16 protein-coding genes are annotated in these 16,321 nt (G+C 53.0%); 8 read left to right on the top strand and 8 right to left on the bottom strand.

The features are described from left to right. Positions 1 to 285 precede the first annotated feature (285 nt). Together ybbP and ybbA are read right to left on the bottom strand one after the other, a co-directional pair. The gene (gene ybbP, locus BEA93_RS20055; protein WP_105225155.1) at positions 286 to 2,700 is read right to left on the bottom strand and encodes a putative ABC transporter permease subunit YbbP; all 2,415 of its coding nucleotides are present in this window, start codon (positions 2,698 to 2,700) and stop codon (positions 286 to 288) included. Beyond that, positions 2,697 to 3,383, bottom strand: coding sequence for a putative ABC transporter ATP-binding protein YbbA (gene ybbA / locus BEA93_RS20050; protein WP_001515917.1), 687 nt, complete (start codon positions 3,381 to 3,383; stop codon positions 2,697 to 2,699). The genes ybbP and ybbA overlap by 4 nt, the downstream gene beginning before the upstream one ends. Here ybbA and tesA point away from each other — a divergent pair. The 3 genes from tesA to cnoX are packed head-to-tail and all read left to right on the top strand — an operon-like array spanning position 3,354 to position 5,691. Continuing rightward, complete coding sequence (gene tesA / locus BEA93_RS20045; protein WP_024191847.1) at positions 3,354 to 3,977, top strand: multifunctional acyl-CoA thioesterase I/protease I/lysophospholipase L1; 624 nt, start codon at positions 3,354 to 3,356, stop codon at positions 3,975 to 3,977. The two genes, ybbA and tesA, sit on opposite strands and share 30 nt — an antisense overlap. Beyond that, the gene (gene ybbO, locus BEA93_RS20040; RefSeq protein ID WP_000148946.1) at positions 3,967 to 4,776 is read left to right on the top strand and encodes an NADP(+)-dependent aldehyde reductase; all 810 of its coding nucleotides are present in this window, start codon (positions 3,967 to 3,969) and stop codon (positions 4,774 to 4,776) included. The genes tesA and ybbO overlap by 11 nt, the downstream gene beginning before the upstream one ends. A gap of 60 nt (positions 4,777 to 4,836) precedes the next feature. After that, positions 4,837 to 5,691 (top strand): chaperedoxin, encoded by an 855-nt coding sequence (gene cnoX, locus BEA93_RS20035; protein WP_001515914.1) that lies wholly within the window; start codon positions 4,837 to 4,839, stop codon positions 5,689 to 5,691. Positions 5,692 to 6,123: 432 nt separating this feature from the next. Here cnoX and fetB read toward each other — a convergent pair whose 3' ends face one another. Together fetB and fetA are read right to left on the bottom strand one after the other, a co-directional pair. Beyond that, complete coding sequence (gene fetB, locus BEA93_RS20025; RefSeq protein WP_105225153.1) at positions 6,124 to 6,903, bottom strand: iron efflux ABC transporter permease subunit FetB; 780 nt, start codon at positions 6,901 to 6,903, stop codon at positions 6,124 to 6,126. Then, on the bottom strand, positions 6,890 to 7,567 hold the full coding sequence (gene fetA, locus BEA93_RS20020) for an iron efflux ABC transporter ATP-binding subunit FetA (protein WP_001114841.1): 678 nt from the start codon (positions 7,565 to 7,567) through the stop codon (positions 6,890 to 6,892). Before fetA ends, fetB begins: the two co-directional genes overlap by 14 nt. Positions 7,568 to 7,712: 145 nt before the next feature. Between fetA and BEA93_RS20015 the strand changes: the two genes are divergently transcribed. After that, positions 7,713 to 8,630 (top strand): SPFH domain-containing protein, encoded by a 918-nt coding sequence (locus BEA93_RS20015; protein WP_000904499.1) that lies wholly within the window; start codon positions 7,713 to 7,715, stop codon positions 8,628 to 8,630. After that, positions 8,627 to 9,085 carry an NfeD family protein gene (locus BEA93_RS20010; protein WP_000561077.1) on the top strand — a complete coding sequence of 153 codons (459 nt, stop codon included), beginning with the start codon at positions 8,627 to 8,629 and terminating at the stop codon, positions 9,083 to 9,085. The genes BEA93_RS20015 and BEA93_RS20010 overlap by 4 nt, the downstream gene beginning before the upstream one ends. 709 nt (positions 9,086 to 9,794) lie before the next feature. Here the strand turns inward: BEA93_RS20010 and BEA93_RS20000 are convergent. Next, on the bottom strand, positions 9,795 to 10,157 hold the full coding sequence (locus BEA93_RS20000; protein ID WP_001001646.1) for a hypothetical protein: 363 nt from the start codon (positions 10,155 to 10,157) through the stop codon (positions 9,795 to 9,797). A gap of 485 nt (positions 10,158 to 10,642) precedes the next feature. Here BEA93_RS20000 and BEA93_RS19995 point away from each other — a divergent pair, with 485 nt between their 5' ends. From BEA93_RS19995 to BEA93_RS19985, 3 genes are read left to right on the top strand one after another with little or no spacing between them, the layout of a single operon-like run. After that, complete coding sequence (locus tag BEA93_RS19995) at positions 10,643 to 11,902, top strand: YadA C-terminal domain-containing protein (RefSeq protein WP_236942068.1); 1,260 nt, start codon at positions 10,643 to 10,645, stop codon at positions 11,900 to 11,902. 52 nt (positions 11,903 to 11,954) lie between these two features. Continuing rightward, a complete protein-coding gene (locus BEA93_RS19990; protein WP_001515911.1) occupies positions 11,955 to 12,377 on the top strand; it encodes a hypothetical protein in 423 nt (140 codons plus the stop codon). Then, on the top strand, positions 12,374 to 12,577 hold the full coding sequence (locus BEA93_RS19985; protein WP_000787079.1) for a hypothetical protein: 204 nt from the start codon (positions 12,374 to 12,376) through the stop codon (positions 12,575 to 12,577). The genes BEA93_RS19990 and BEA93_RS19985 overlap by 4 nt, the downstream gene beginning before the upstream one ends. A gap of 4 nt (positions 12,578 to 12,581) precedes the next feature. Here BEA93_RS19985 and cueR read toward each other — a convergent pair whose 3' ends face one another. From cueR to BEA93_RS19970, 3 genes are read right to left on the bottom strand one after another with little or no spacing between them, the layout of a single operon-like run. Next, positions 12,582 to 12,989, bottom strand: a complete 408-nt coding sequence (gene cueR / locus BEA93_RS19980) for a Cu(I)-responsive transcriptional regulator (RefSeq protein ID WP_001026744.1) — start codon at positions 12,987 to 12,989, stop codon at positions 12,582 to 12,584. Further along, positions 12,986 to 14,161 carry an HlyD family type I secretion periplasmic adaptor subunit gene (locus BEA93_RS19975; RefSeq protein ID WP_001014334.1) on the bottom strand — a complete coding sequence of 392 codons (1,176 nt, stop codon included), beginning with the start codon at positions 14,159 to 14,161 and terminating at the stop codon, positions 12,986 to 12,988. The genes cueR and BEA93_RS19975 overlap by 4 nt, the downstream gene beginning before the upstream one ends. Further along, a complete protein-coding gene (locus tag BEA93_RS19970) occupies positions 14,158 to 16,320 on the bottom strand; it encodes a type I secretion system permease/ATPase (RefSeq protein ID WP_016263009.1) in 2,163 nt (720 codons plus the stop codon). The genes BEA93_RS19975 and BEA93_RS19970 overlap by 4 nt, the downstream gene beginning before the upstream one ends. Between the last annotated feature and the right edge of the window lies 1 nt (position 16,321).

The raw sequence follows: 16,321 nt of genomic DNA, 5'->3' as shown, positions 1-16,321 counted from the left end.
CTTATCCGGCCTACATTTTGCCCGTAGACCGTAGGCCTGATAAGACGCGCAAAGCGTCGCATCGGGCATCAGCGCACGGCTACCGGATGCAGCACAAGCGCCTCACCCGGCCTACATTTTGCCCGTAGACCGTAGGCCTGATAAGACGCGCAAAGCGTCGCATCGGGCATCAGCGCACGGCTACCGGATGCGCCACAAGTGCCTCACCCAGCCTACATTTTGCCCGTAGACCGTAGGCCTGATAAGACGCGCAAAGCGTCGCATCAGGCAATCTAACGCCTCTCATCACCCCGTAAACTGCCTGAACAGTGCCTTCCCCTTAACCAGTCGCGCACCCAGCCAGCCGCCGCACAGGGAAAGAAGCAACGCACCGCTGCACGGCAGCACAATCCACAATCGCCAGTCTGGCTCCCACGGGAAATCAAACACTTTCGCCTGCAACACCGCCAGCGCCGTTTCCGCGCCGATTGCGGCTACCAGGCCGGAAACAACCCCGAGCATGGCAAACTCACACCACAATGTTGTGCGCAGCAGCTTTTTGCCCGCGCCGAGTGTGCGCCACACCACCAATTCCTGATGCCGCTGACGCATTCCCACCTGCACCTGTGCCAGCAACAGCAACATACCGCAGGCAGTGACCAGCACCACCATCACTTCCAGCGCCCGACTTACCTGCTCCAGCACCTGGCCGACCTGTTTTAAGATCGCACCAATGTCCAACAGGCTAATGGTCGGGAACTGGCGGTTGAGTTGCGTCAACATGCCGTTGCCGTTCTCCCAACGGAAACTGGTGAGCCAGCTCTGCGGTTGCCCGTCCAGTGCCCCTTCAGGGAAAATAAAATAGAAATTCGGACGCAGACTTTCCCAGTCCACTTTGCGCAGGCTGGTGACTTTGGCGCGAAACTCCTGGGTGTCACCCATAAAGGTGACGGTATCGCCCAGACCAACGTTCAGGCGTTTTGCCAGCCCCTCTTCCATCGACACTTCATCGGCTTTTGGCGGCCAGCTACCGGCGACAATCGGGTTATGATCCGGCCGCGTATTTTGCCAGGTGAGATTCAGCTCGCGATTAAGCGCTTCATCCTCATTGCCTTCTGTCGCTTTGCCATTGATTGCCGTCAGCCGCGCCCGCACCACCGGATAAAACGATTCCGGGACTATCTGATATTCCGCGAAGAACGCTTTTAGCGGCGTTACCTGTTCCGTGGCGATGTTGATTAAAAAGTAGTTCGGGCTTTCTGGCGGCAACTGCTGCTGCCAGCGGTCAAGCAGATCGCCACGCAACACCAGCAGCAGTGCCAGCAGCATAAAGGAGAGCGAAAAGGCCGAAAGCTGGCTTAACGTTGACCACGGCTGACGTAACAGGCGGCTAACCGCCAGGCGCAGAGGCAGCGATTTCAGCGTCATACTGCGTAATACATTGAGCAGCATCCAGCCCAGCACACCGCACAGCAAAGCCAGCACTATCGCGCCCGCCAGCACCGCCCACAGCAGCATACTGCCACCCATTAATCCGGCGAGCAGCAGCACAACCACCACACTGACAATCGGCAGATAAAACTTCAGCGGCCAGACGTTGGCGACCACATCATTACGTAATACGCGTAAAGGCTGCGTTGCCAGCAACAGTCGGTACGGTCGCAGCCCCACCAGCAACGAGATAACCGTCATGGTGCCGAGCGCCCACAACCACGGCCAGAAGCTGGCAGGCGGCAGCGCGGCGGGCAGAACAGGCTTGAGCAAAACCATTAACACGCTTTCGAACAACAGGCCAATCGCTCCGCCGGTAACGGCTGAAAGTATCAGTACCATCAGCCACTGACCGACGATTAACTTACGCAGTTGCGCCCGCCCAGCCCCCAGCGTTTTGAGGATCGCCACCAGATCGTAGCGGCTGCGGCAATAATGATTCATCGCCACCGCGACCGCCGCCACCGCCAGCAGCAAGGTCAGCAACGCCGAAAGCAGCAGGAACTGTTGCGAGCGTTCCATCGAACGCCCCAGCGCACCTTCGTCTTGTTCCAGACCGTACCAGCGTTGTTCGGGTTTAAGCTGTGGTAACAACCATTTCTCATAGCCGTCGAGCTGGTTCTCGTTGCCGCCGAATTTATAACGCCAGGTGACCCGACTTCCCGGCTGTATGGCTCCTGTTTTATCGACATCTGCCAGATTCATCATCAGGCGTGGGGCTATCTGGAAGGGATTAAAACCGGAATCCGGCTCCTGAATCACTTCTCCGGCAATGCGCAACGTGGCATCGCCCACGTCGATGGTATCGCCCGTTTTCAAATTCAGGAGCGCCATCAGCCGTGGAGCCAGCAATACGCTGCCCGGTTGCGGTTTTAGTCCAGAAGGATTGGTCTGTAGCTCGCCATACATCGGGTAGATATCATCAACCGCTTTGACGTTCGCCAGTTGCGGCGTGTCGCCCGCAAAGGTCATGGTGGCAAAGGTAAGCTGCTTGCCGACTTTCAGGCCGCGCTTTTGCGCCTCTTCCAGCCACGCTGGCGGTACTTCGCGCGAACTGCGCAACGCCCGATCGCCCGCCATAAACTCACGGCTTTGCTGGCTTAAACCTTTCTCCATCCGATCGCTGATATTGCCCAACGCCAGCACGCAGGCCACCGCCAGGCTTAACGCCAGCCAGACAATCAACAGCGACGGCGAGCGCCATTCGCGCCAGAACCAACGTGCAATCATGCTTCCTCCTGCAACTGTCCGTTCACCAGCCGTAAGCAGCGGTCGCAGCGTGCCGCCAGTTGCAGGTCGTGGGTCACCATAATCAGGGTGGTGCCATGCTCACGGTTGAGGGAAAACAGCAGGTCGGCAATTTTATCGCCCGTCTGGCGGTCAAGGTTGCCGGTGGGTTCATCGGCAAACAGCACATCAGGCCGACCGTTAAAAGCTCGCGCCAGCGCCACCCGTTGCTGTTCTCCACCGGAAAGCTGTGCCGGAAGATGATCAAGACGTTTACCCAGCCCCAACTGTTCGAGCAACGCTTTCGCACCGTTACGGCTTTCCGCGCTACTCTCACCGCGCAGCAGCGCCGGAAGTTCGACATTTTCCAGTGCATTAAGGGTAGGAATTAACATAAATGACTGAAAAACAAAGCCGACATGCTTCGCGCGTAACGTTGCCCGCGCTTCTTCATCCATAGTATGTAGCGGTTGCCCCACCAGATTCACTTCACCACTACTACCGTCATCCAGCCCGGCGAGGATCGCCAGTAAGGTTGACTTACCCGACCCTGACTCGCCCACCAGCGCGATGGTTTCGCCGCGTTTGACAACCAGCTCAACTCCGGTGAGGATGGAGAGTTCATGCTCCCCCTGACCGACGGACTTCTTAAGATGATGAACTTCAACAATGTTTTCCGCTGGCATTTGCCCTTCCTGTTCCTGGTCCTGTTAACTTTCCGTGCCGCCGCAGCGGACACGTTATTAATTCTGGGTGATAGCCTGAGCGCCGGGTATCGAATGTCTGCCAGCGCGGCCTGGCCTGCCTTGTTGAATGATAAGTGGCAGAGTAAAACGTCGGTAGTCAACGCCAGCATCAGCGGCGACACCTCGCAACAAGGGCTGGCGCGCCTTCCGGCTCTGCTGAAACAGCATCAGCCGCGCTGGGTGCTGGTTGAACTGGGCGGCAATGACGGTTTGCGTGGTTTTCAGCCGCAGCAAACGGAGCAGACGCTGCGCCAGATTTTGCAGGATGTCAAAACCGCCAACGCTGAACCATTGTTAATGCAAATACGTCTGCCTGCAAACTATGGTCGCCGTTATAATGAAGCCTTTAGCGCCATTTATCCCAAACTCGCCAAAGAGTTCGATGTCCCGCTGCTGCCCTTTTTTATGGAAGAGGTCTACCTCAAACCACAATGGATGCAGGATGACGGTATTCATCCCAACCGCGACGCCCAGCCGTTTATTGCCGACTGGATGGCGAAGCAGTTGCAGCCTTTAGTAAATCATGACTCATAAAGCAACGGAGATCCTGACAGGTAAAGTTATGCAAAAATCGGTCTTAATTACCGGATGTTCCAGTGGAATTGGCCTGGAAAGCGCGCTCGAATTAAAACGCCAGGGTTTTCATGTACTGGCAGGTTGCCGGAAACCGGATGATGTTGAGCGCATGAACAATATGGGATTAACCGGCGTGTTGATCGATCTGGATTCACCGGAAAGTGTTGATCGCGCAGCCGACGAAGTGATCGCCCTGACCGATAATTGTCTGTATGGGATCTTTAACAATGCCGGATTCGGCGTGTATGGCCCCCTTTCCACCATCAGCCGCACGCAGATGGAACAGCAGTTTTCCGCCAACTTTTTCGGCGCACATCAGCTCACCATGCGTCTGTTACCCGCCATGTTGCCGCATGGTGAAGGGCGTATTGTCATGACCTCATCGGTGATGGGATTAATCTCCACGCCGGGTCGCGGCGCTTATGCGGCCAGCAAATATGCGCTGGAGGCGTGGTCAGACGCGCTGCGCATGGAACTGCGCCACAGCGGAATCAAGGTCAGCCTGATTGAGCCAGGCCCTATTCGTACTCGTTTCACCGACAACGTCAACCAGACGCAAAGCGATCAACCGGTCGAAAACCCCGGCATTGCCGCCCGTTTTACATTGGGGCCGGAAGCAGTTGTGGCTAAAGTGCGCCATGCTTTTATCAGCGAGAAGCCCAAAATGCGCTATCCGGTGACGCTGGTTACCTGGGCGGTAATGGTGCTTAAACGCCTGCTGCCGGGGCGCGTGATGGACAAAATATTGCAGGGGTGAGTTGAAGCGCGCGCTTAAGCCCCCATGTCAAAGAAAATATCGACAACAGAGAGTGACTCCATGTCCGTACAAAATATTGTCAACATTAACGAATCTAACCTGCAACAGGTTCTTGAACAGTCGATGACCACGCCGGTACTGTTCTATTTTTGGTCTGAACGTAGCCAGCACTGTTTGCAGTTAACCCCGATTCTGGAAAGCCTCGCGGCGCAGTACAACGGGCAATTTATTCTGGCGAAGCTGGATTGTGACGCGGAGCAGATGATTGCTTCCCAGTTTGGTCTGCGCGCTATTCCGACCGTGTATCTGTTCCAGAACGGTCAGCCGGTAGACGGCTTCCAGGGGCCGCAGCCGGAAGAAGCGATCCGCGCCCTGCTGGATAAAGTGCTGCCGCGCGAAGAAGAACTGAAAGCGCAGCAGGCGATGCAACTGATGCAGGAAGGAAATTACACCGACGCACTGCCGCTGCTGAAAGACGCCTGGCAGTTGTCGAATCAGAACGGGGAAATCGGTCTGCTACTGGCAGAAACGCTGATTGCACTGAACCGTTCAGAAGATGCAGAAGCGGTGCTGAAAACCATCCCGTTGCAGGATCAGGACACCCGCTACCAGGGGCTGGTGGCGCAAATCGAACTGCTGAAGCAGGCGGCTGATACGCCGGAAATTCAACAGTTGCAACAACAGGTGGCAGAGAATCCAGAAGATGCTGCACTGGCGACGCAACTGGCGCTGCAACTGCATCAGGTTGGGCGCAATGAAGAGGCGCTGGAGTTACTGTTTGGGCATCTGCGTAAAGATTTAACCGCCGCAGACGGTCAGACACGTAAGACGTTCCAGGAGATCCTCGCCGCACTGGGTACAGGTGATGCGCTGGCGTCGAAATATCGCCGTCAGTTGTATGCGTTGTTGTATTGATATTTCGTTGAGATGCGACGCTTGCCCGGATTTGTAGGCACGATAAGACGCGCCAGCGTCGCATCAGGCATCCGCGCATAGCCGCCGGATGCGGCGTAAACGCCTTATCCGGCCTACCAAATCGTGCTAATTCAATAAATTGCAGGAGCCATGCAGGCACGATAAGACGCGCCAGCGTCGCATCTGGCATCCGCACATAACCGCCGGATGCGGCGTAAACGCCTTATCCGGCCTACCAAATCGTGCTAATTCAATAAATTGCAGGAGCCATGCAGGCACGATAAGACGCGCCAGCGTCGCATCAGCCATCCGCGCATAACCGCCGGATGCGGCGTAAACGCCTTATCCGGCCTACCAAATCGTGCAACTACAATAAATTGCAGGAGCCATGCAGGCCTGATAAGACGCGCCAGCGTCGCATCAGGCATCGCATTATTTATTCTTCAATTGCGCCACCACCAACTGGTGGCGCGAATTATAAAACTTACGATAAGTTAAATAGCAGGCAATAATGGTCGACAGACTGGCGGTCGAGAGCAACATAAAAGTCACCATAATCTGATATTTAATCGCCTTCACCGGATCAATCCCGGCAAATATCAACCCGGACATCATTCCCGGCAAACTCACTAAGCCAACCGTTTTTGCTGAATCGACCGTCGGAATTAAAGCCGCGCGAATACTGTCGCGTATTAATATTGCAGACGCCTGCTTCGGCGTCGCACCAAGACTCAATTTTTCCTGGATTTGCTGCTGTTCGCTGATAAACCGCTGCCCGAGATTGTTATAACACAGCCCCACAGCAACCATCGCATTACCAGCAATCATCCCGGCGATAGGGATCACCTGCATCGGGATAAACTCAATCGAACCCGATAAAATCAGCACCGCCAGAGTAATTCCCGCCCCCACCGTAATGGCAATAAACGACGAAACAAAGGCTTTAGTAATATATTTGCTCCGTTTTTGCGCATTCCACGCCGCATTAAAGCAGATAAATAACACCATCAATAATGTCAGGCTGGCATCATCAACACTGAATATATATTTCAGTACATAGCCAACGATGAACAGTTGGATTATCGCCCGCCCGATGCTCCAGAGAATATCTTTCTCCAGCGCCAGTTTTTCTTTATGGCTAATTAAGATTGCCACCACCACCAGCATTAATGCCAGCGCCAACGACTCGTTAGTAATATTATGCGTGTTCATAGCGTTCTTCCTGCATTTCTCCGGCATTCGGTTGCAGCATAATTACCTTATCCGCATGATTAATTTCATCTTTGTCGTGTGTCACCCACAGCACAGCAATATTTTGCTCGCGTACATAACGGTGGATCATCTCATTGACGTTACGTTTGTTGCTTTCGTCCAGCGCACTGGTAATTTCGTCGAGTAATAATACTTTCGGCATAAATTGCAGATTGCGAATCAACGAGATGCGCTGTTTTTCACCACCGGAAAGCTCGGAGACATTTTTAGTCAGGATGGTATCCGGCAAAGCAAAGCGTTCGAAAAAATCGAGAAAAATGGCCGGATCAGGCTGCTGGTTACGGATCTGCCAGGGAAAAATCAGGTTATCGTATACTGTGTCGCCAAACAGAGTCGGCGTCTGGGCACAGTAAGAAACTTGTTGGCGGTAGATTTCCGGCTTTAGTGTGCTGACATCCTCGCCTTCAAACAGTAACGTTCCGCTGGTCGGACTGATTAATGAAGCAACTATTTTTAGCAGCGTACTTTTGCCGCAACCGGAAGGGCCGGTAATTAACTTAAATTCGCCAGCTCGCAGCGAAAAATTAATGTTATTAAGAATCTTCGTATCACCCGCCAGATATCCGACGTTGTGTAACTGAAGCAAAAGACTATTTTCCGGCATTACCCATCCCTTTTTCTGATTTTTACTAAAAACAGTTTATCCTCCACAGTAATAAGGGGGAACTCCCTTTCAGTAATCAGGTATAATTTGTTTAATCAAGCAGCAACTTTGCTCATTATGGACGGTACAACAGGAGGTTTTTCCGATGCTTATCTTTATCCCGATTCTTATTTTTGTCGCGCTGGTGATTGTTGGCGCAGGCGTCAAAATCGTGCCGCAGGGCTATCAGTGGACGGTGGAACGTTTTGGCCGCTATACCAAAACATTGCAACCGGGGCTAAGCCTGGTGGTGCCGTTTATGGATCGCATTGGTCGCAAGATCAATATGATGGAACAAGTACTCGACATTCCTTCCCAGGAAGTTATCTCGAAAGATAACGCCAACGTGACTATCGACGCAGTCTGTTTTATTCAGGTGATTGATGCCCCACGCGCAGCTTATGAGGTCAGCAATCTGGAGCTGGCAATCATTAACCTGACCATGACCAACATCCGTACCGTACTGGGTTCGATGGAACTGGATGAAATGCTCTCCCAGCGCGATAGCATTAACTCGCGCCTGCTGCATATTGTCGATGAAGCCACTAACCCGTGGGGGATAAAAGTCACCCGCATCGAAATTCGTGATGTACGCCCACCGGCAGAGCTGATCTCTTCGATGAACGCGCAGATGAAAGCGGAACGTACCAAACGCGCTTACATCCTTGAAGCGGAAGGGATACGCCAGGCGGAAATTCTCAAAGCGGAAGGTGAAAAACAATCGCAAATCCTGAAAGCGGAAGGCGAACGTCAGTCGGCTTTTTTACAGGCCGAAGCGCGTGAACGTTCCGCCGAAGCGGAAGCCCGCGCCACCCAAATGGTGTCTGAAGCCATTGCCTCTGGCGATATTCAGGCGGTGAACTACTTCGTGGCGCAGAAATACACCGAAGCGTTACAGCAGATCGGGTCGTCCAGTAACAGCAAAGTGGTAATGATGCCATTAGACGCCAGTAGTCTGATGGGGTCGATTGCCGGGATTGCCGAACTGGTGAAAGACAGCGCCAGCGAGCGGGCTAAATCATGATCGCGTTGCTGGTAGTCCACCCACATATTTTCTGGCTGAGTCTCGGTGGTTTGCTGCTGGCGGCCGAGATGCTGGGCGGCAATGGTTATCTGCTGTGGAGCGGTGTCGCGGCGGTGATTACTGGTCTGGTGGTCTGGCTACTGCCGCTGGGTTGGGAATGGCAAGGGGTGATGTTTGCTGTTCTGACGTTACTCGCCGCCTGGCTGTGGTGGAAATGGCTGTCGCGGCGGGTACGCGAACAAAAGCACAGCGATAGTCATCTAAACCAACGCGGACAACAGTTAATTGGTCGTCGTTTTGTGCTGGAAACGCCGCTGGTCAACGGGCGTGGCCATATGCGCGTTGGCGACAGTTCATGGCCGGTCAGCGCCAGCGAAGATTTAGGTGCAGGCACGCATGTTGAGGTGATTGCGATTGAAGGAATAACGTTGATCATCCGTGCGGTCATCGCCTGATGCGACGCTGACGCGTCTTATCATGCCTACAAAAATATGTCCGAATCGTAGGCCGGATAAGGCGCTTTCGCCGCATCCGGCAGTCGTGCACCGACGCCTGATGCGACGCTGACGCGTCTTATCAGGCCTACAAAAATATGCCCGAATCGTAGGCCGGATAAGGCGCTTTCGCCGCATCCGGCAGTCGTGCACCGACGCCTGATGCGACGCTGACGCGTCTTATCAGGCCTACAAAAATATGCCCGAATCGTAGGCCGGATAAGGCGCTTTCGCCGCATCCGGCAGTCGTGCACCGACGCCTGATGCGACGCTGACGCGTCTTATCAGGCCTACAAAAATATGCCCGAATCGTAGGCCGGATAAGGCGTTTACGCCGCATCCGGCAGTCGTGCACCGACGCCTGATGCGACGCTGACGCGTCTTATCAGGCCTACAAATCTGTGCCTAAATCGTAGGCCGGATAAGGCGCTTGCGCCGCATCCGGCAGTCGTGCACCGACGCCTGATGCGACGCTGACGCGTCTTATCAGGCCTACAAATCTGTGCCTAAATCGTAGGCCGGATAAGGCGCTTGCGCCGCATCCGGCAGTCGTGCACCGACGCCTGATGCGACGCTGACGCGTCTTATCAGGCCTACAAATCTGTGCCTAAATCGTAGGCCGGATAAGGCGTTTACGCCGCATCCGGCATATAGCCGAGTAGAGGAAAAATTACTCTTCCCGGCCTTTACTCATACTTTTTTGGTCTTCATCCGGATAGTGTTTTTTTAGATATTCCAGGACGTTTTTATTGACCTTATGTTGGGTATACACCCACCCTTTCCAGTAATCAGGCTGGTCCAGGTACACTTCTGGCGGAATGGTAAAATCAGAAAGCGTTAACCATTCGGCTAACAGATCGGGGTTTCTCTTCTGGATCAACTGCAACAGCATGATCAGCGACATAGCAGAGGCAGGAGCCGTACTATCGCCGCTTAAATACTTCCACACCGTGGAACGATTCGAACGAAAAAGGATGGGGAGTAGCGCCCTGTCCAGATTCATTTCATTAAAAATCTTCTCAAATTCATTCATTTAATTTCCCTGCCTGGCGTAAACCTCTTAAAAATTGAGATTTATCAAAGAAACGCATTCTAGCACACATCAGGAACCTCTTCACGTTTAGCCCAGAAACGGAATTTATTTCGCTTATAAAAACAAGTCGTTACTCTTTTTTACAAGGAAATAGCACGAAATGAACTTCATAATTATTTATATAAGAAACAACCAATGTTTCTTTTGGCTAGTGTTTACGCTTACATCGCATAAAAATGCGCTTTACATCACACAAATGGCGGCGTAGATTTCGTTCAAACTGCAACGCATATTATTTCTTATAGAAACAATATTTGTTTTCTTTAGAACAATAAACGTGACTTACTTTGATAGAGAAAAAATGCATGAAATCTGTAAAGTTGTCTTTACTGGCTGTTGTTGTTGCTACCGCGGTAAGTCCATCTGCGTTTGCGGGTGATACTGTTGAGGCAGCAGCGACAGAATTAGCGGCAATCCAGCCAGGAATGTCGCAAATGGAAATTGATCAGAAAATTGGTCGATTTTTAGAAAGGACAGGGAACAGTGCTGCTACACAAAATTATCTAATTGCACATAATTACAAAACTACAACGCCTCAGAAAGCCGATGATACAGCCGCCTCTCCCGTACAGCCCACCAGTACGCTGAACCCGATAACCAATCAAGCGCAGCTCGACCGCGACAACGGGCAGGATACCGCCATTCAGAACGCGCAGCACACAGCCAACTGGGCATCGCTGAAAGCCGATGACGCACATCATGCCATTATGGTGGCGCAGACGGATATTGATGCTAATAAAGTCGCCATTGCTGACACCCGCAATGATGTCTCGGTCGTGCAGTCAGATGTCAGCACCTTGAAAGGCGATGTCGTACATGCTCAGTCAGCGGCTGACCATGCCAACATTAACGCCAACACCGCACTGATGAACGGCGTCAAACTTTCTGGTGCCGTGACTGAAAACAAAAACAATATTGAGCAGAACCGTAACGATATTGCCGTTCAGCAGCAACAACTCGACGAAACCCAGAAAACCGTTGCCGACACTGGCGATGTACAGACTGCCGCCCGTTATCAGAGCATGATCGACGCCAGACAGACAGCCGCTACCGATGCACAGCAGCAACAACTCGACACTACACAAAAAACGGTTTCCGCACTTGGCGATGCCCGCACCAGCGCACATTATCAGGAGATGGTTAACGCCAGGCTGGCCGCACAAAATGACGCTAATACACGTACCACAGCAGAACAAAAACAAAGAATAGATACCCTCACAACCAACCAGGCAACGCAGCAGCATATCGACAGCGTGCAATACGGGGAGCAAATTCAGCGTCTGGCACAAGATTCAACCCAAACACATGAACAAATTGACAGCCTGACACAAGACGTAACCCAAACGCATCAGCAGTTAACAAATACCCAAAAACGTGTCGCAGATAACAGCCAACAAATCAATTCACTCAATAACAATTTCAGTTCGTTGAAACATGAGGTGGAAGATAACCGTAAAGAAGCTAATGCAGGTATCGCGTCAGCCGTCGCTATTGCTTCACAGCCTCAGGTTAAGACAGGTGATTTTATGATGGTGTCTGCCGGAGCGGGTACATTTAATAATGAATCTGCGGTATCTGTCGGTGCTTCGTTTAACGCTGGAATTCATACAGTAATTAAAGCGGGTGTCTCTGCAGACACACAATCTGATTTCGGCGCGGGTGTCGGCGTGGGATATTCTTTCTAAATTTTATAGCGATTTCTTATTCGCAATATTTCTCAATTCTTTAAGGTTAATAATGATGAATAGCACCATTAAATCGTTTTCCCTGCTGACTATTATCTTACTGGCTGGCTGTAGCTCCCCCACTTCCCGTATCGCAGATTGCCAGGCGCAGGGCGTCAGCCATGACACCTGTTATCTTGCAGAACAGCAGCGCCAGGCGGCTATTTTAAGTGCATCCGAGGCGCAGGCTTATAAGAACGCAGAAGCCGCACAACACGCCCAGGCCGCTAAAAAATCCATTTATAAAGGTTTTGGTCTCACCTTTAGAATGAGCAGTAAAAACTTTGCTTATCTCAATGATTCATTATGCGCGATTGATGAAGATAATAAAGATGCCACCGTATACCAGTCTGGTCTTTATAACGTGATTGTTTATCACCATACAGGGAAAGTCGCATTAATGAAGGAAGGCCAGTTTGTGGGCTATTTAAAATGAAGAATGAAAAAAAACCAACTCTGATGCATATTATGATTATTGGTGCATTTATCTTTGCATTCTTACAAGTTGTTTTATTAGCCTCCCTGGTTCACGCTGTTAATGCCAGCAACGCAATCCAGGAAGGTTTATTTCAGTCGGGACGCATTATGGTAGAAAGTTTGCAGCATATTCTTTCTGTGCAAACGGGGATTAACTGATTTTTCACCCCGCCCGATGATGGCAGCAGCCGGAGAGATTTTCGATAATCGGGCAATCGGCGCTGTCATCGCCGGGGCAGGCGTTTGCCAGCGCCAGCAACTGGTCGCGCATGGCTTGCAATTCCTCAATATGCCGTTCGATCTCCGCCACTTTCTCCAGCGTGCGCCGTTTTACGTCGGCGCTGTGTCGCTGCGGATCGTTAAACAGGTTCACCAGCTCTCCGCTCTCTTCCAGGTTAAAGCCCACCTGGCGCGCCTGGCGCAGTAACGTCAGTTCGTTGAGATGTTGCTGCGTGTAGGTGCGATAGCCGTTTTCGCTGCGCATTGGCGGTGTCACCAATCCCTTCTCTTCATAGAAGCGGATGGCTTTGCTGGTCAGGCCGGTAATTTTTGCCACATCGCTAATGTTCATCGTTCGCGCAACGCCTCCTGTGCTTTGTTAAAGGGTTTCAACAGATAATCCAGCACGCTCTTTTTGCCCGTGCGGATATCTACTGTCGCGACCATACCTGGGAATATCGGAAACTGTTGTTTATGTTTATTTTCCAGATGGTTGCTGAAGGTGCGAATGTACACCCGATAGTAATAAACATCGCGCCGCACTTCATCCTGAATGGTGTCCGGTGAGATCACCGCCACTTCTCCTGGCAAGCCGCCGTAGATGGAGTAATCGTAAGCGGTTATTTTCACCAGCGATTTTTGCCCCGGATGGATAAATGCCACATCGCGCGGGGAGATTTTTGCCTCAATCAGCAGTTGCTCATCCAGCGGCACGATAGTCATCAGTTTACCACCGGGGGCGATGACGCCGCCAACTGTGGTAACGTCAATGTCCTGGACAATGCCACGTACCGGCGCGGTAAAGTTGAGCCTGGTGAGAGAATCTTCCCGCCCACGGATCACCGAGCGCTGGGTTTCCACTTCCGCATTGGCTTTTGCTAACTCTTCCCGCGCCTGAACGTAATATTGTGTACGCACGTCGTTAAGTTTGTTTTCCAGTTCATTAGCCTGGCGCTGTAAACGCAGCACTTCCACGTTGCTCGCCGCCCCTTGTTTCACCAGCGGCTGGGTCATTGCCAGTTCACGATTGACCAGACTAATCCCTTGCGTCAGTCCGGTGGTGGCTTTGCTTAACCCTTCACGGCGGGTGTTGTATAACGCCGTTTCGGATTCGATAAGTTCGGGAAATTTATTCAGTTCGTCAGGGAACACCAGCGGTTTATTGCTGACTTCCGCCCGCAACCGCGCCGAGGTTGCCAGCGCTGCGTACAGCCGCGACATCGCTTCCTGTACGTCGGATTCAGTTTTGGTGCGGTTAAGCTGCGCCAGTGGCTGACCCTGTTCGACAATATCGCCCACCTTCACGTCGAGATGATACAAAATGCCGCCTTCCAGCGACTGCACCACCTGTTCGCGCCCGGAAGGTTCTACGGTGCCGCTGCCGGTAGTCACTTCATCAAGCTGGAAATACCACGCCCAGCCGAGAAAACAGAGCAGCATCACTGCGGTAACGCGAACTGCCAGCGCCGATCGCGGCAGATGCGGTTCATTAAGGCCACGGTTGTATTGCATTTGTCCGTTCATGCGGCAGACCCCTTATTCTTCTCCTGTAACACCACGCGTCGCGCCGTGGGTTCGCCCTGCTCACGCAAAATGGCCTCTTTCGCACCGTCCATGACAATCCGCCCCTGATCCATCACGATTATCCTGTCCACCAGTTGCAGCATCGCCGTGCGGTGAGTGGCGATGACCAGCGTGCGATGGCCAATCCACTGTTTCAGTTGTTCGATTAAGTGCGCTTCCGCCATTTCATCCAGCGAGGCGCTGGGTTCGTCGAGCAGGACAATATTGGGTTGAGAGATGAGGAGCCGCGCCAGCAGCAGCGTTTGCCGCTGACCGCCAGAAAGGCCAAATCCCCCTTCCTGAATCATGTAGTTGAGTCCGTTTTTCTGCTTCTGCACAAAAGGCAGCGCCCCGCTGAGGATTAACGCGCGTTCGATATCTTCATCGCTGGCCTCTGGCATCCCCATGGTGAGGTTTTCCCGCAGCGAGCCGAAGAACAGTCGCCCGGTCTGGCTGAGTAGCCCCATGTCGCGGCGCAGATCCGCCGGATCAAGCTGCCCGATGCTGATGTTATCCAGCAGCACCTGCCCCTGCTGGGCGATACGCATTCCGGCGAGCATTTGCAATAGTGTTGACTTACCCGCGCCGTTGCGCCCAAGAATGGCGATTTTCTCTCCGGCCTGAATGTTGAGTTTGCCGATTGCCACATCGGCAATCTTCTCTTCTTCGTCGTAATAAAACACCGCGTTGCTGAACTGATAATTACCGTGCAGCACCGCTTTATGCACCAGTTTGCCGTGTTCCGGCTGATCCACCGGGCGCTTCATCAGTTCATCGAGGCCATTACGCGCCACTTTCGCCTGCTGCCAGCGCGACAGCACGCCGGAAATCTGCGACAGCGGCGCAATGGTGCGCGAAGCCAGGATCGTCGTCCCGACCAGTGCGCCGGTGGTCATGTCGCCGTTCATCACCATAAAGCAGCCCACCAACAGCACCACCACGTAAACGATGGACTGCACTTCCTGAGTCCAGGTAAGCAGCAACCCGGTGAGAAAGCGTTGCTTCATGCTGATGGACGAGGCCACGTCGTTGGTGTGGTTCCACTGATTCTGGAAACGCTGTTCGGCGCGCAGCAGTTTAATGTCTTCAATCGACTGCACGGCCTCCACCAGCGTCGCGTTGCGTACCGCCGATTCGCGCATCCCTTCGTTCGCCAGCCGCGCTAACGGGCGTTGTACCAGCAGGCCGGGGATCACCAGCAACGGCAGCGCCAACAAAACCACCAGCACCAGCCAGCCGCCAATCATCCACAGAATAAAGACAAACAGCAGGAAGAACGGCAGGTCTGCCACCGCGCCGATGGTGGTGGAAGTAATAAGCTCCCGCACCGATTCCAGTTCACGGATCTGCGAGATAAACGATCCGGTGGATTTCGAACGCACGTTATTTTTCAGCCGTAATGCGTGGCCAAAAACGCGATCCGAAATACGCAGATCCGCCCGCTTGCCAATCACATCGGAAAGATGTGTGCGCACCATGCGCATACAAAACTCAAACAGGATCGCCATCATCACCCCGGCGAACAGCACCCATAGCGTCGGGTACGACTGCGCCGGAACCACGCGGTCGTAAACCTGCATCGAGAAAATCATCGCCGCCAGCGCCAGCACGTTCGCCACCAGTGACGCCAGCATAATATCGCCGTAGCGCCGCCAGTCTTTCAGCGACAGATTCCAGAACCAGTTCGCCTGATACGGGCGAATATAGTCATCTACCCGCGCATCAGGGATGGCGCTGAGTGGTCGCAGCAGCGCCAGTTCGACGATTTTGTCTTCAACATCCGCGACGTTAAGCGTAGTTTCCAGCCCTTCGTCACCGCTGAACTGAATGCTGATATTGTCGTGGTTGTCGCGCCGGGTGATCACGCCGACCTGCTGATTATCAAACACCACAATCAACGGCAGCCGCCAGGGGTTAAGCGAATCGGCGGAAAACTCGACCAGCCGCAGCCCCATCCCCAACTGCCGCGCCATGTCGGTGAGTAACTCCTCCCGTTTACTGTCGCGCTCCCAGTTGACGGTCGCGCGCACGTTCTCCTGAGAAAAATCAAGTCGATAATAGCGCGCCACGGCGATCATCGCCTCCAGCCAGGCTTCCACGGACTGGGCATTTTTTTTCATT

It is taken from the genome of Escherichia sp. MOD1-EC5950 (assembly GCF_002965345.1).
GTDB lineage: Bacteria > Pseudomonadota > Gammaproteobacteria > Enterobacterales > Enterobacteriaceae > Escherichia > Escherichia marmotae.
This window is presented reverse-complemented; position numbering and strand designations above follow the sequence as displayed.